This is a genomic window from Gordonia sp. SID5947 (assembly GCF_009862785.1).
Taxonomy (GTDB): Bacteria; Actinomycetota; Actinomycetes; order Mycobacteriales; family Mycobacteriaceae; genus Gordonia.
Window position 1 is genome coordinate 2,133,824 of the sequence record NZ_WWHU01000001.1, and the last position, 13,415, is coordinate 2,147,238.

Annotated in this window: 14 protein-coding genes; 6 read left to right on the forward strand and 8 right to left on the reverse strand. The window is 66.7% G+C overall.

The features are described from left to right. The first annotated feature begins 58 nt into the window (after positions 1–58). The 3 genes from serC to GTV32_RS09885 all read left to right on the forward strand — a co-directional run bounded on the left by serC (position 59) and on the right by GTV32_RS09885 (position 3,337). Complete coding sequence (gene serC, locus GTV32_RS09875) at positions 59–1,204, forward strand: phosphoserine transaminase (protein ID WP_161060164.1); 1,146 nt, start codon at positions 59–61, stop codon at positions 1,202–1,204. Positions 1,205–1,531: 327 nt separating this feature from the next. Then, entirely contained in the window at positions 1,532–2,527 is a 996-nt protein-coding gene (gene sepH, locus GTV32_RS09880; RefSeq protein ID WP_161060166.1) for a septation protein SepH, read from the forward strand. A gap of 9 nt (positions 2,528–2,536) precedes the next feature. Continuing rightward, positions 2,537–3,337, forward strand: a complete 801-nt coding sequence (locus tag GTV32_RS09885; RefSeq protein WP_161060168.1) for a hypothetical protein — start codon at positions 2,537–2,539, stop codon at positions 3,335–3,337. A gap of 54 nt (positions 3,338–3,391) precedes the next feature. Here GTV32_RS09885 and GTV32_RS09890 read toward each other — a convergent pair whose 3' ends face one another. Both GTV32_RS09890 and GTV32_RS09895 read right to left on the reverse strand, forming a co-directional pair. Continuing rightward, on the reverse strand, positions 3,392–3,727 hold the full coding sequence (locus GTV32_RS09890) for a DUF2537 domain-containing protein (RefSeq protein ID WP_161060170.1): 336 nt from the start codon (positions 3,725–3,727) through the stop codon (positions 3,392–3,394). After that, positions 3,724–4,578, reverse strand: coding sequence for an RNA methyltransferase (locus tag GTV32_RS09895; RefSeq protein ID WP_161060172.1), 855 nt, complete (start codon positions 4,576–4,578; stop codon positions 3,724–3,726). The genes GTV32_RS09890 and GTV32_RS09895 overlap by 4 nt, the downstream gene beginning before the upstream one ends. A 117-nt stretch (positions 4,579–4,695) precedes the next feature. On the opposite strand from GTV32_RS09895, the gene GTV32_RS09900 reads away from it, so the two are divergent. Next, positions 4,696–5,940, forward strand: a complete 1,245-nt coding sequence (locus GTV32_RS09900) for a GNAT family N-acetyltransferase (protein ID WP_161060174.1) — start codon at positions 4,696–4,698, stop codon at positions 5,938–5,940. 31 nt (positions 5,941–5,971) lie between these two features. Here GTV32_RS09900 and GTV32_RS09905 read toward each other — a convergent pair whose 3' ends face one another. Together GTV32_RS09905 and GTV32_RS09910 are read right to left on the reverse strand one after the other, a co-directional pair. Next, complete coding sequence (locus tag GTV32_RS09905) at positions 5,972–6,412, reverse strand: MarR family transcriptional regulator (RefSeq protein ID WP_161060176.1); 441 nt, start codon at positions 6,410–6,412, stop codon at positions 5,972–5,974. Positions 6,413–6,601: 189 nt separating this feature from the next. Next, the gene (locus tag GTV32_RS09910; RefSeq protein WP_343287273.1) at positions 6,602–8,050 is read right to left on the reverse strand and encodes an NCS2 family permease; all 1,449 of its coding nucleotides are present in this window, start codon (positions 8,048–8,050) and stop codon (positions 6,602–6,604) included. Between the two features lie 154 nt (positions 8,051–8,204). Here GTV32_RS09910 and GTV32_RS09915 point away from each other — a divergent pair, with 154 nt between their 5' ends. Next, a complete protein-coding gene (locus GTV32_RS09915; RefSeq protein ID WP_161060180.1) occupies positions 8,205–8,453 on the forward strand; it encodes a DUF2530 domain-containing protein in 249 nt (82 codons plus the stop codon). Between the two features lie 26 nt (positions 8,454–8,479). Here the strand turns inward: GTV32_RS09915 and GTV32_RS09920 are convergent, their stop codons facing one another. Both GTV32_RS09920 and GTV32_RS09925 read right to left on the reverse strand, forming a co-directional pair. Beyond that, entirely contained in the window at positions 8,480–9,541 is a 1,062-nt protein-coding gene (locus GTV32_RS09920; RefSeq protein WP_161060182.1) for an isopenicillin N synthase family oxygenase, read from the reverse strand. After that, a complete protein-coding gene (locus GTV32_RS09925) occupies positions 9,542–10,924 on the reverse strand; it encodes a nucleobase:cation symporter-2 family protein (protein ID WP_161060184.1) in 1,383 nt (460 codons plus the stop codon). 151 nt (positions 10,925–11,075) lie between these two features. Between GTV32_RS09925 and GTV32_RS24015 the strand changes: the two genes are divergently transcribed. Next, positions 11,076–11,660 (forward strand): XRE family transcriptional regulator, encoded by a 585-nt coding sequence (locus GTV32_RS24015; protein ID WP_161060186.1) that lies wholly within the window; start codon positions 11,076–11,078, stop codon positions 11,658–11,660. A gap of 33 nt (positions 11,661–11,693) precedes the next feature. On the opposite strand, the gene GTV32_RS09935 is transcribed toward GTV32_RS24015, so the two are convergent. Then, positions 11,694–12,764 carry a MerR family transcriptional regulator gene (locus GTV32_RS09935; RefSeq protein ID WP_161060188.1) on the reverse strand — a complete coding sequence of 357 codons (1,071 nt, stop codon included), beginning with the start codon at positions 12,762–12,764 and terminating at the stop codon, positions 11,694–11,696. Between the two features lie 58 nt (positions 12,765–12,822). Further along, the gene (locus tag GTV32_RS09940; protein WP_343287274.1) at positions 12,823–13,401 is read right to left on the reverse strand and encodes a TetR/AcrR family transcriptional regulator; all 579 of its coding nucleotides are present in this window, start codon (positions 13,399–13,401) and stop codon (positions 12,823–12,825) included. Positions 13,402–13,415 lie beyond the last annotated feature (14 nt).

Here is a 13,415-nt window from a genome sequence, read left to right on the forward strand (position 1 = left end):
AGGCCCTGACGAGGGACCGCGACGGGGTGTTCGGCGCCACAGCCTTAGAATTGCGCTCATGAGTGACACCGCCACCGCACCGATCACGATCCCCGCCGACCTCCTGCCGTCGGACGGCCGCTTCGGTTGCGGTCCGTCCAAGGTGCGCCCCGAGCAACTGCAATCCCTCGTCGACACCGGAGCGTCGGTGTTCGGCACCAGCCACCGCCAGGCGCCGGTGAAGAACGTCGTGGGTTCCATCCGCGCGGGGCTCGCCGATCTGTTCGCTCTGCCGGAGGGCTATCAGGTGGTCATCTCCAACGGCGGCACCACCGCGTTCTGGGACGCAGCGGCGTTCGGCCTGATCAAGCAGCGGTCGCTGCACCTGACCTACGGCGAGTTCTCGTCGAAGTTCGCCACCGTGGCCAAGAAGGCGCCATTCCTCGATTCGCCGTCGGTGATCTCGACCGACCCGGGCACGGCACCGGATCCGGCCGCTCTCACCTCTGACGACTTCGGTGGGATCGACCTCATCGGATGGGCTCACAACGAGACCTCCACCGGCGTGGCGGTGCCGGTCACCCGACCGGCCGGCTCGGACGATGCCCTGGTCGCAATCGACGCCACCTCGGGCGCCGGCGGCCTCCCGGTGAATGTCGCCGACGCCGATGTCTACTACTTCGCACCGCAGAAGTGCTTCGCCTCCGACGGCGGGCTGTGGATCGCGCTGATGAGCCCGAAGGCCATCGAACGGATCGAGCAGATCGCCGAGACCGACCGCTGGTGCCCGGAATTCCTCTCGCTGCCGACCGCCGTCGACAACAGCAGCAAGGACCAGACCTACAACACCCCGGCCGTTGCATCGTTGTTGTTGCTCGACAACCAGATCCAGTGGATGCTCGGCCAGGGCGGGCTCGACTGGTGTGTCTCGCGCACCGCCGACAGCAGTTCGCGCCTGTACCAGTGGGCCGAGGCCAGCGAGTTCGCGACGCCGTTCGTCACCGATCCGTCGCAGCGCAGCCAGGTGGTCGGGACCATCGACTTCACCGACGAGGTCGACGCCGCAGCGGTCGCGAAGGCACTGCGGGCCAATGGCGTGGTCGACACAGAGCCCTATCGCAAGCTCGGCCGCAACCAGCTGCGCGTCGGCATGTTCCCGGCGATCGAGCCGGACGACGTCACCAAGCTGACCGAGTGCATCGACCACGTCGTCGGAAAACTCTGACGCCTCCCACCTCCCCCTCGTAGCTCCCCACCGCAGCCGCGACGGTTCCCGACATCCGCGACCCTCAAAAGGGGGCGCGGATGTCGGGAACCGTCGCGGCTGCGGAGTTGGGGTGGGTTTGGGTGGGGTGTGGGTTCGGGTGGGAAGTGGGGTTGGGGTGGGGAGGTAGGGTGGACGCGGGTCACTTGTGACACACCTGCCCCTGTGGAAGCACGCGCCACAGCCTTGCTGATCTGCGGTTTTGCCGCGTGTCCCGCGGCTCGACAGGCCAACGGTGGTCTAACCTGACCCCAATGCCCGCACTCGTGGTCACTGGAGGAGGAGCAGATGCGTGAGCTACGCGTAATCGGCGTCGAGGCCGATGGCACCCATGTGATCTGCCAGGACCCGGAGTCGGGTGAGAAGTACCGGATCGCAGCCGATGAGCGCCTCCGCGCCGCGGCACGCGGTGACATCTCACGATTGGGGCAGATCGAGATCGAAATGGAAAGCTCACTGAGGCCGCGAGAGATTCAGGCCCGTATCCGGGCCGGTGCAAGTGTGCCGGAGGTCGCGGCACTGGCCGGGGTTCCGGTCGACAAGGTCGAACGTTTCGCCCATCCGGTTCTCTTGGAGCGCGCCCGTGCGACCGAGCTCGCCTCGCTGTCGCATCCGATCCGCGAGGACGGTCCATCGGTCTCGACGCTCGGTGAGGTGGTCGCCGAGGCTCTCACCGCGATGGGCCACAGCCAGCAGGACGTGGAATGGGACGCCTGGAAGGGCGACGACGGCCACTGGGTGGTGCAGGTGGGCTGGCACGTCGGCCGCACCGACAACCACGCCCATTGGCGTTTCCAGCCCGGCGCCCACGGCGGCACCGCCGATCCCCTCGACGACCTCGCCGACGAGCTGACCCATCCCGAGTCCATCCCGCCGCGCAGACGGCTGACGCCGGTGGCCACCCCGGACCTGGCACCGCATATCGACGTCGATCCCCGGGCCGCCGTAGACGGACACGACGAGGTCACCGTCGACGCCGACCGTCTCATCGATGCACAGCGGACCCGTGGCGGATCACCGCAGCCGGGTCACGACGAGCACGGCACCGTCGCCATCGACTTCGGCGGCCACGACGACGCGGCGTGGACCGAGCCCGATTCGCGGCCCGCCGACACCCCCGACCACGACGAGGAGGCCGCGCCGGCAGCGACCACCGCGTCGGGTGAGCACACCGACGGTCAGGCTCCCGCTCCGGCCGCCAAGCCTCGGCGCAAGTCGCGCAAGCCGGCCGTTCCCGCGTGGGAAGATGTCCTGCTCGGCGTCCGCAGCAACGGCAACAGCTAGCCTCGCGACGTGTCTGCACGCGCGGTCACCCTGTGGTTCATCGACAGCGACAACCCGGTCGCGGAACTCGCTTCGCCCTCCAATGATGTTGTCGCCGCCCAGAAATTGGCAGAGGCGATCTATGGCGACCGGGTCCTCGTCCCGTTCGCGGACACCGACCTCGCGACCGCCGCAGCGGCACAGGATGCCCATGTGTACGCGGGTTGGTACGGACGGCTCGCCGTCATCACCTGCTCCCTGTTCGCGACCACTCAGCCCTCGACGCTGACCCGGACGATCTCGTCCATTCGGCAGAGTTCCGCACACACGATGCTCTACACGGATCCCGAGACCTCCACCGGGACGTTCGCCAGGTGGGAGAACGGCGAACTCCGCAGATCATTCGGCGCCGACCCGGTCACCATCTTCGAGGATTGCGGCCTTCCGTATCCGTTCGAACGCGACTTCTGGGCCGGTGAGTACCCACTCCGCTACGCGCCAGGCGTCCCCCCGGAACCCCTCGCGCTGCCCTTTCACCCGCAGCACCTCGCCGAACAGGCGAATCGGGAGTGGCTCGGCTTCCGGTTCACCCGGCCACAGATCGACGGCGACCACGACGCGTCCCGAATCCCGGTCACCGCGTTCGCAATCCACCCCGCCGATTACGTGCCGGCCGAATCGGATTGGCAGGATTACCAGCGACGCAGTCAGACGGCGACCGAGGGCCATACCGATGGCACTCCGAATCCCGGTGCGCCGGAACAGGAGCAGGACCGCCCCGCCCGACGACAACGCGGACGGATCGCCCGCTACTTCGGATTCGGCAACTGACGGAGCAAATCCGGCACGTTCCCGGTCATCGAGCCCTCTGTCGACCGGCGCGGGTCATCGCCCCATCGCCAGCAGTGCCACCGACGACCCGAAACCGGCGAGAAGACCGATGACGCTGCCCCATACGATCCAGCGCCACACGGGCCGCTCACGCAGATCCCACAAGGTCCATCCGAGGCCGACGGTGACCACCACCACGGCCGCCAGCCCGAGCCAGCTCCACACCCCACCGATGAGTTCGTAGACACCCACGAGCAGGCAGGTCGCGAACAGGGCGCAGACCGCCGACACCATCAAACCGAGAACCCACGGAGTCGGTTCAGCGTCAACCCGGTCGGCATCCGGCGACGACACGCGGATGCGTCGGCTGTCGCGATCGGTCGAGATCATCCGTCCATGGTGCCCGATCGGGCACGTTCGTAGAATGCGATCGCCGCCGCGGTCGCCACATTGAGCGAATCGGTGCCGCGGCTCATCGGTATCCGGGCACGGACATCGCTGGCGCGCATCGCGGTCTCGGACAATCCCGGTCCCTCGGCGCCGACCAGAAAGGCGACCTTCGCCGCGTCGACCGCCTCCGACAGCGCGACGGCACCGTCACCGGGGGTGAGAGAGATCAGCCGGAACTCGTTGTCCGCCAACGTGCTCAATCCTCTCGGCCAGTCGTCGAACCGCGCGAACGGAACGAGCAGCGCATGCCCCATCGAGACCCGGACACACCGTCGGTACAGCGGATCCGCGCAGCCCGCGCCGAAAAGCACGGCGTCCACCTCGAGCCCTGCCGCGTTGCGGAAGATGCTGCCGATGTTCTCGTGGTCGTTCACGCCCTCGAGGACCGCGACGGTCCGGGCCCCGGAGATCGCGTCCGCCACCGACAGCGCCTCGGGTCGACGCGCCGCCCCGAGGACACCCCGGTTCAGGTGGAAGCCGACGATCTCGGCCATCACCTCCGCGGTCGCGCGATAGAAGGGCACACCGTCGAGCGACGGCGCGGTGAGATCGTCGGAGAGCTCGGCGAGACGCTTGTCGACGCCGAGGAACGCGTGGGGTGCGAACCTGGAGGCGATCATGCGCTGAGCGACGAGTACACCCTCCGCGATCACCAGGCCCTTACCCACCCGGCCGCCCGGTAGAGCGGGCAGATCGGGTCGCCTGTCGACGGAATTCAGATCGCGGAAGTCGTCGACCCGGGGATCGGCGGGATCGTCGATGTCGATGACGTCGACTCGGATGGTGGCCACCACGACAGTCTGCCAAGGAGCACCTCGCCCCCACCGGACCGGTCCGGATGCGCACCCGCTCAGCGAGATGCCAGGGCTGCTCGCACCGGCCTCGGCCGCCTGTGAAACGGTTGACAGGTGAGTAATCCGCAGGCCACTTCCTCCGCGCTCACCGTGGCCCGTGCCACCGATGCGGACTGGGACGAGATCTTCGAGACCGACGCGCGTGCCTTCCTGATGACCAACCCGCTGTCGGCGGCCGAACAGGCAGACATGCGTGGCAAGGTCGACGACGCCGATGTGGTCCTGGTGCGCGATCCGGACGGACTCGCCGGCCAACCGCTCGTCGGCGTCTCGATGTTCTATCGGATGGCCATGACGCTGCCCGGCGGGGCGGCGCATCCCGCGGCCGGTCTCTCGTGGGTGTCGGTCGCAGCAACGCACCGGCGGCGCGGAATCCTGCGCACGATGATCACCGAACTGTTCGACCGGTGGGAAGCAGAGGACCAGGTCTTCGCGATCCTGACCGCGAGCGAGGCGACCATCTACGAACGGTTCGGCTTCGGCCCGACATGCTTCGCGCAGGACGTCACCGTCGACCTCGGTGCGGCCAAGATGCGCCACCGCGCGGACCGCGGCCACTCCCCTGTCAATTACGCCACCACCGACGAAGTGGCCCGCCACGTCCCCGAACTCCACTCGCGATGGACGGCGACCCGTCCAGGCGCCCTGGCGCGACCACGATCGTGGTGGGATCCGATCCTTGCCGATCGCGAATCGCAGCGTCCGGCCCGTAGCAGCGGGCTGCACTATCTGCTGCACGCCGACGGGTACGCGTCCTACCGGATCAATCAGTCCGTGGAACCGACCCGCGGGGACATCGCCGAGGTGGTCGCTGTGACAGATGAGGCACACACCGACCTCTGGCGGGTTCTGGTGGGCCTCGACCTCATGCCGACCGTGACCGCGTCGATCCCGGTCGACGATCCCCTACCCGTCTCCCTGACGAATCATCGAGCGGTCTCGATCACCGGCGTCCGCGACACCATGTGGCTTCGCATCCTCGATGTGCCGCGTGCGCTCGGCTCGCGTCGGTACCCGGCGGATCTCGAGATGGTTCTCGAGGTGACCGACGAGTTCCGCGGGCGCGGAGGCGTTTTCGACGTCTCTGTTCGCGATGGCAACGCGATCGTGGCACCGAGTTCGGCACCACCGACGGTCCGCCTGGACATCTCCGTGCTCGGATCGATCTTTCTCGGAGGAACGAGCGCACGCAGGTTCGCCGCCGCCGAGCGACTGTGGACCGACACCGCGGAAACCCTCACAGCGTTCGATCGCGCGTTCGCCACCGATCGGGCGCCGTTTGCGGGAACGTTCTTCTAGCTTCCGTTCACCTCGTCGAACGACCGTTCACTCATCGAGCGTTGTCGTCACCGTTGATGAGCTTGTTGACGATCGGGACGATCGCCGCGAGCTGACCCCGCTCGTGTGGCGTCAGCTCCGCCAGCCGGGCGCTCAGCCATTCCTCGCGCGCATCGAGCTCAGCGGTGATCACCTCGTTGCCACGCTCGGCAAGGGTGACGATCGCCTGGCGTCCATCGGTCGGATGAGGTTCGCGTCGCACCATGCCGAGATCGGAGAGCGACGCGATCACACGGGTCATCGATGGCGGCTGCACCCTCTCGGCCAGCGCGAGCGCGCCCGGCGACATCGGACCTTCGTGGTGCAGGGTCGACAGTGCGGATAGCTGCGTCAACGAGACGACCTTGCTGACCCGCCGGCCCCGCAACCGTCTGGCAAGGCGGACGATCGCCAGCGACAGCTCGCCGGACAGCGTCCGGTCGGGATAGGTCATCTCCGTCATTGCAAGGTGCGAAATAGTCATGTCCGCGAAAGTCCTGTCCGAGCGAGCCACTTCTGAGACCACTGAGTCCACGTCGCTAAGCGTAATTCACTTCTGAGATCACGCAATGCAATAGTGTGATTTGCGATCATTCGATTCCTCCCTTTGGAGGACACCCCGCCGACCTGTCGACCGCCGCGCTCAGCCCACCAGATCGTAGATCGGTCCGCGAGCGAAATACGCTACGAAGACCGCCGCGATGATCCAGAGCAGCGGATGCACCGACCGCCCCTTGCCCGCGGCGGCAGCCATCACCACCCAGCTGATGAACCCGACGCCGATGCCGTTCGCGATCGAATAGGTGAACGGCATGATCACGATGGTCAGGAACGCGGGGAGGGCATGCGAGAACTTGGTGAAGTCGATCAGCTTCACCTGCCCGATCATCATCGCGCCGACCACCACCAGCGCGGGCGCCACGGCCTCGAGCGGAACGACCTCGTACAGAGGCGTCAAGAACATCGCTAGCAGGAACAACACACCCGTGACGACGTTCGCGAGACCGGTCCGCGCGCCCTCGGCGATACCCGACGCCGACTCGACGAAAACGGTGTTCGACGACGACGATGCCACGCCGCCCGCGACCGCTCCGGTTCCTTCGACGACCAGTGCGCGACCGATCCCCGGCAGGTTGCCCTTCTCGTCGCTGAGCCCGGCTTCCTTGCCGAGTCCTGTCATCGTTCCCATGGCATCGAAGAAGTTCGACAGCACCAGGGTGAAGACGAGGACCGAGGCCGCGAGAGCCCCGATACGCGTGAACGCACCGAACAGATCGACGTCGCCGACCAGACTCAGGTTGGGCATGCCGCCGAACCCGTCGGGAATCTGAGGAATCGAGAGACTCCATCCCTTCGGATCGTCAGCACTCGACCCGAGGTCGAGGGTCGACTCGAGAATGATCGAGACGACAGTGGTGATGATGATGCCGATCAGCAGCCCGCCTGGCACCTTGCGCACCACCAGTACACCCATCAACAAGACACCCAGCGAGAAGATCAGCGTCGGGATGGTGTTGATCGAGTTGTCGGTGCCGAGTTGCACCGGGACGGTCGTCCCCGCGGCGTCGGGGACACGGCGCACGAAACCGGCGTCGACGAAGCCGATGAATGCGATGAACGCGCCGATCCCGGCCGCGATGGCGGCTTTCAGTTCGGCCGGCACCGCGTTGAACACCGCGGTCCGGAATCCGGTCACCGCGAGCAGCACGATGATGATGCCGTCGATGACGACGAGCCCCATCGCCTCCGGCCATGTCACCTGCGGCGCGATGGTGACTGCCAGGAGACTGTTGATCCCGAGGCCGGTGGCGATGGCGAACGGATAGTTCGCCACCATCCCGAAGATGATGGACATCACGCCGGCAACCAGCGCGGTAACCGCCGCGACCTGCGCCAACGGGAGCACGTTGCCGAGCACGTCCGCGTTCTTCGGCTCGCCGGGGATGCCACCGATGACGATCGGGTTCAGCACCACGATGTAGGCCATCGTGAAGAACGTGACGAGACCGCCGCGGATCTCGCGACCGACGGTCGACCCCCGCTGACCGATCTTGAAATACCGGTCGAGCGGTCCCCGGGGTTGCGACGTCACGGACTCATCCGCCGATCCGGCGGACGAGTCCGGCGAACGTGCGAACTCGGCTGAGGAGGTGGTGGGCGCCGTCGATGTCTCCGATGGCTCGGTCGACGACGTATCGGGCTCGCTCGACGAATCGGTGGGCACAGTCGAAAGTTACTCTGATGGCATGGCCGACGCATCCGACATCCCCGAACTACCTTCTGTGTTGCGGGCACCCGAGCCGGTCATCATCGCCGGCATGCTCGCCTGGCTCGTCGCCGCGATCGTGGTGGGGCTGACCGGTTGGGGCGGCGATCGCACACTCGCGGTGTGCCTTGTCGGACTGGCCGTCGGTGTCCTGGGCACGACGATCTTCCTCGTGCAGCGTGCGGCGGCGCGACGCGGTGACCGTACGGCTCAGCAGGGTCTGGACTGAGCCGTCCACGGTCGGGTTGCGCACGATCACTTCTCGGCGGCGTGCAGCACTCGCGATGCCTCCCGCACCGCCGCCGCGTTCAGCTTCCCGCCGCGTGACCCCGCGAGTTTCGCTGCGATGTGATCGGTCACCGTGATCGGTTCGTAGGCAAGCCCGTTGTCGTACTCGAGGTGACTCGGCAAAGTCGAGATGACCGCATCGGCGTTGCCGTCGTGGAAGAATGCGACGGATCGGCGGCGCTCGATGGTGCCATTCACCACCGGTGGCCGCACGCGATGCAGCGTGGACATCCAGCGATCGTTGGTGAGGCGTGCGGTCAGGTCACCGAGGTTCACCAGCAACGCGCCGGCCGCAGGCGTCACATCGTTCCACGATCCGTCCCGCGCCAGGACCTGCAACCCGCGGACCTGGTCGGCCCACAGCACCGTGACGATGCCGAAGTCGGTGTGCTCGCCCATGCCGGTGAGCTCGCCATCGAGCGTGACGTCGGTACCTGGCGGCAACGCATAGTTGTTCATCCGCAACACATCGATGGAGTGATCGGTGAGCCGCTCGAAGAAATCCGGTTCTACGCCGAGCGCATCGGCGAAGATGTCGGTGAGCGTACCGGCCACTCGTTGTGCGGCATCGAAGTACGCCTCGATCCGCGAGCGGTATCCCTCGATGTCGGGCCAGAGGTTGATGCCGTAATCCGCCTCGTCGAGGTCGAGTCCGGTGAACGACCTCGCCTCCACCCCGATGTTGAACGCCTCGAAGAAGTCGTTCATCCGCGCCGCCGACTCGACACCTGCGCTGAGACTCAACGACTCCGTCTTGGGCGCCGTGTAGCCGCGATTGGCACCGCACACGCGGTATCGCTGCTTGTCCTCCGGATCGAGACCGAAGAAGTCGTCGACGGCGCAGGTGAGGCCATCGATCACCGACGCTGGTATGCCGTGCCCCACGATCTGTATGAATCCCACTGCGGCGCACGCCTCGTCGACGGCATGTGCGACCGCTTGGCGGGCCGCGGCCGTTCCCTGACCGACGTAGGCCGAGATGTCGACGGTCGGTACGACGAAGCCCCCGCCGCTCTCGGGCCGGCCCATCTACGTACCACCTCTCGCCGGGGCGGGCTGTTCCGCCACGACCATGATGTCGGTGGTCTCGTTGGTCACCGGTTCCGGGGCCACTCGTCTCCGCAAGGGCGAGTGGCGGAAGACGAGGTTGAGCGTGAAGGCCACGATCGCGGTGAGGGTGATGCCACTGCCGAAGATGATCTGCATGGCGTCCGGAAGCCGCTCGAGCATGTCCGGCACGTACTCCGGCAACAGGCCGATCCCGATCGAGGTGGCCGCGATGGCCACGTTGACATGGTCGTTGAGGTCGATCTGCGCGAGCGTCCGGATGCCGATCATCGCGACCGTGCCGAACAACACGAGACCGACGCCGCCGACCACCGGGCCGGGTAGCGCAGCGACCGCCGCCCCCATCTTCGGGATCAGCGCCAGCACGATGAGGATCAATCCGCTGCCCGCGGTGACGAATCGGCTGTGCATACGGCTGGTGGCGACGGCACCGACGTTCTGTCCGAAGACGGTGTCGATGAAACCGGCGAAGATTCCGCCGAGCACGCCCGAGATCCCATCACCGGCGAGTCCGCGAGCAAGGTCCCGGGTGCTGAGCTTCTTGCCGGTGATCTCGGAGATCGCCAGCATGCTGGCGGTCGATTCCGCGAACACCACGGTCATGACGATGCTCATCGACACCACTGCCGCGATAGGGAAATGCGGGGCGCCGAAATGGAAGGGCACGGGGAAACCCACCCAGGCATGCGAACCGAGAGCACCCAGATCGAACATACCCAGACCGGCGGCGAGAGCGGTTCCCGCAAACAGTGCGATCAGCACCGCCAGCTGCGACCACAATCCTCTCCCCAGACACAACAGCGCCAGCGCCACCACCACCACGACCGCCGCCACCGCGAGGTTTCGCGGCGAGGCGTAATCCGGTGCCGCCGCATCGGATCCGACGATGAGACCACCGGCGACCCCGATCAAGGACAAACCGATGACGGTCAGGACGCTGCCCGTCACCAGGGCAGGGAAGAATCGGATCACCCGGGAGAACGGGATCGCCAGAGCGAGCCCGACGACACCTCCGATGAGCATCGAACCGTAAACGGCTTGCAGGCCGTACTTCTCGGCGATCAGGATCATCGGCGTCAGCCCGGTGAAGGTCGCGCCGCACACGATCGGGAGCCTGACACCGACGATGCGCCCCAACCCGAATCCCTGCAGCGCCGTCACTATGCCCGCGACGAGCAGGTCGGCGCTGATCAGGAAGGCGATGTCGGAGCTGTCGAGCCCGACCGCTGCACCGAAGACCAGGGGCACCGTGATGCAGCCCGTGTACATGATGAGGACGTGCTGGATCGAGAAGGCGACCAATCGTCCCCATGGGGGTCGGGCGTCGACCGTGTGTTCCGACATGTGTTCTCCGTTGGCGTCGAGGAACCAGAATGCCGATATTGAACAGATCGAATATTTCTTCAGTGTTATCCATGTTGTGTCCGCTGTGTAAACCGTTGCCCGGGCACCGCATTCTGCGCAGACGCCGGTCTGCTCGATTACCGTGATACCCGTGCACGAGGCGACCACCGACGTCGGGGAACAGAGCGACGACGCGCTCACGCTCGCCATCTCACTCGGCGCCGCGATCCGCGCCGCCCGGAAGGGATCGGGGCTGACGCTCCAAGCGCTCGCCCAGCGCACCGGGTTGTCCCAGTCCTTCCTGTCCCAGTCCGAGAACGGACACACTGTGCCCAGCATCCTGAACCTGCACACCATCGCCCGATCGCTGGGCACCACGGCTCACGAACTGCTGAGCCCCTCCGGTGAAGAGGTGTCCCTCGTCCGCGCCTCCGACGGTCCTCTGTTCGAGGCGTCCCCCGGGGCGACCATGCGACGCTGCGCTCGCCGGAGCGCCGTCATGGCTGCCAACGAGATCACTGCCGGCCCAGCCACTTCCGCGTCGTCGCCGACCGAGCACGCCGGCGAGGAGTTCGTCTACGTCATCGACGGCGAACTGGAGGTCGAGGTCGGCACGACCACCTACAGCCTCGCTCCCGGCGATGTCCTCTACTACGCCTCGACCATCCCACACCGCTGGCACAACCGTGCCGACCGGCCCACACGATTCCTCATCACCAGCTCGCCCCCGTTCTGAGCGCCGGCGCCAGACGACGAGGCCGTCCGCGGGTCAACCCACCCGGACCGGCATCGCGACAGTCGTCAGATCGCCGCTGTCGGCCGACCGCACGATCATCGGGCACTCCGGTCCGGCGAACTCGAGCATCACTTCCGGCCCGATCGCGGCACCGACCGCGGGGTGCAGGTTCACGACGTCGAAATCGATGTCGATGGCGGGTCCGCTGACCACCGCCGACACCGCTACCGTCGGCTCATCTGTGCCACCGCGAACTACGAAATCGTCTTCGGCCGAACCGATCTCGAGGCGCAGGTAGCGCGAGCGGAACTGCTCGACGACACCCAGAAACCGACCGCGGGACACCACAACACGTGTCGCGCTCGGCGGCAGCGCGCGCAGCATCTCGTCGTGGTCGGGGAAGTCGACGTCCAGGGTCCGGCACCGTCGGGCGCCGCCCTCCGCCCTGAACTCCACAGATGCGCCCCCGTCGGACAACGACACCTGATGCTGTCGGCGAATCCACGACAACGCGGCGCGGAGGTCGTCGGCGTCGATGGTGGCCGACCAGTCCTCGTCGGTCCCGCTGTTCGTCGCGAGTGTCCGTGTCGCCAACCGCAGTCGATCAGTTGCCACCACGGTGATCGCGCCGTCCCGCACCATCACGTGCACGCCGTTCAGCATCGGGAACTCGACATCGACGATCGTCGCCGTCAGCACCTGTTCGAGGGCCGCGGCAAGACGGATACCGCTGAGGTCGCCGCGCACCGTCTCAGCCCGTATCGGCGACAGCAGCGATTGCTTGGCCACCTCCCCGATCTCGCCCGCACTCCGCGCCCTGATTTGAAGTTCCACCACGTGGTCGTCGATCAGCTCCGCGGCCGCGCGCGGGTCGCCGGTGTCGATCACATCGCGCAAGCGCGACAGCGGCATTCCCATCTCGCGCAATCGCCGGACCAGTACGGCACGATCGAGTTGCTCCTGCTCGTAGTAGCGGTATCCGGTCACATCGTCGACGAATGCCGGAGCCAGCAGGCCGGAATCCGCATAGAAGCGCAGGGCGCTCGCGGTGAGACCGCAGGCGCGGGCAAAGACACTGATGGTGAGGAGTTCGTGGTCGGTCATGACGCCAATCCTGGGGTTTCGACCAACATGAAGGTCAAGGCACAAGTACGTTGACCGCTCACCGGCGCACGCCGACCGGGAGCGTCGACGCATAGGCCGCCATCGCACGGCCCGCACCACGCAGGGGTTCCCCCGACCGGAGAGTGCGGGCCATGACGAAAGCACCCTCGAGCGCGGCGACGAGCGCCGTCACCAGCTCGCGCGCGTCGTCGGCGCGGTAGCCCCTGCGCACGACGAGTTCCACACCCTCGTCGATCCACGAAGTGAAGATGTCGGCGACCACCTCGCGAAGGGCCGGCTCGGCCTCGGCAACCTCTCCGGCGATCGTCCCGACCGGGCACATGTTGACCCACCCGATGCTCTCGATATCGGTGGCGGCCGAAGCAAAGGCCTGCTCGATCGCGGCGGGCAGGTCGTCGCCGTCGGCAAGCAAGCCGCCGACCAGTTCGGCATAGGCGGCACCCATGGTCCGTAGTGCCACCCCGGCGATCTCGCTCTTGCCGCCCGGAAAGTGGTGATACAGCGAGCCGTTGGGCACCCCGGCCGCCTCGATCACCTGCTTGATACCGGTTGCGGCATATCCCTGACGCCGCATGAGCTCGGCCATCGCCAAGGAGATTCGCTGATCGGTCTGCACGGTTCACATCCTAG

What these genes read in the sequence shown, in the direction of transcription:
- GTV32_RS09915 (WP_161060180.1), top strand. Translation starts at nt 8,205, where the DNA reads ATGGCCGACGCATCCGACATCCCCGAACTACCTTCTGTGTTGCGGGCA.
- GTV32_RS09920 (WP_161060182.1), bottom strand. Translation starts at nt 9,541, where the DNA reads ATGGGCCGGCCCGAGAGCGGCGGGGGCTTCGTCGTACCGACCGTCGAC.
- GTV32_RS09925 (WP_161060184.1), bottom strand. Translation starts at nt 10,924, where the DNA reads ATGTCGGAACACACGGTCGACGCCCGACCCCCATGGGGACGATTGGTC.
- GTV32_RS09890 (WP_161060170.1), bottom strand. Translation starts at nt 3,727, where the DNA reads ATGATCTCGACCGATCGCGACAGCCGACGCATCCGCGTGTCGTCGCCG.
- sepH (WP_161060166.1), top strand. Translation starts at nt 1,532, where the DNA reads ATGCGTGAGCTACGCGTAATCGGCGTCGAGGCCGATGGCACCCATGTG.
- GTV32_RS09905 (WP_161060176.1), bottom strand. Translation starts at nt 6,412, where the DNA reads ATGACCTATCCCGACCGGACGCTGTCCGGCGAGCTGTCGCTGGCGATC.
- GTV32_RS09935 (WP_161060188.1), bottom strand. Translation starts at nt 12,764, where the DNA reads ATGACCGACCACGAACTCCTCACCATCAGTGTCTTTGCCCGCGCCTGC.
- serC (WP_161060164.1), top strand. Translation starts at nt 59, where the DNA reads ATGAGTGACACCGCCACCGCACCGATCACGATCCCCGCCGACCTCCTG.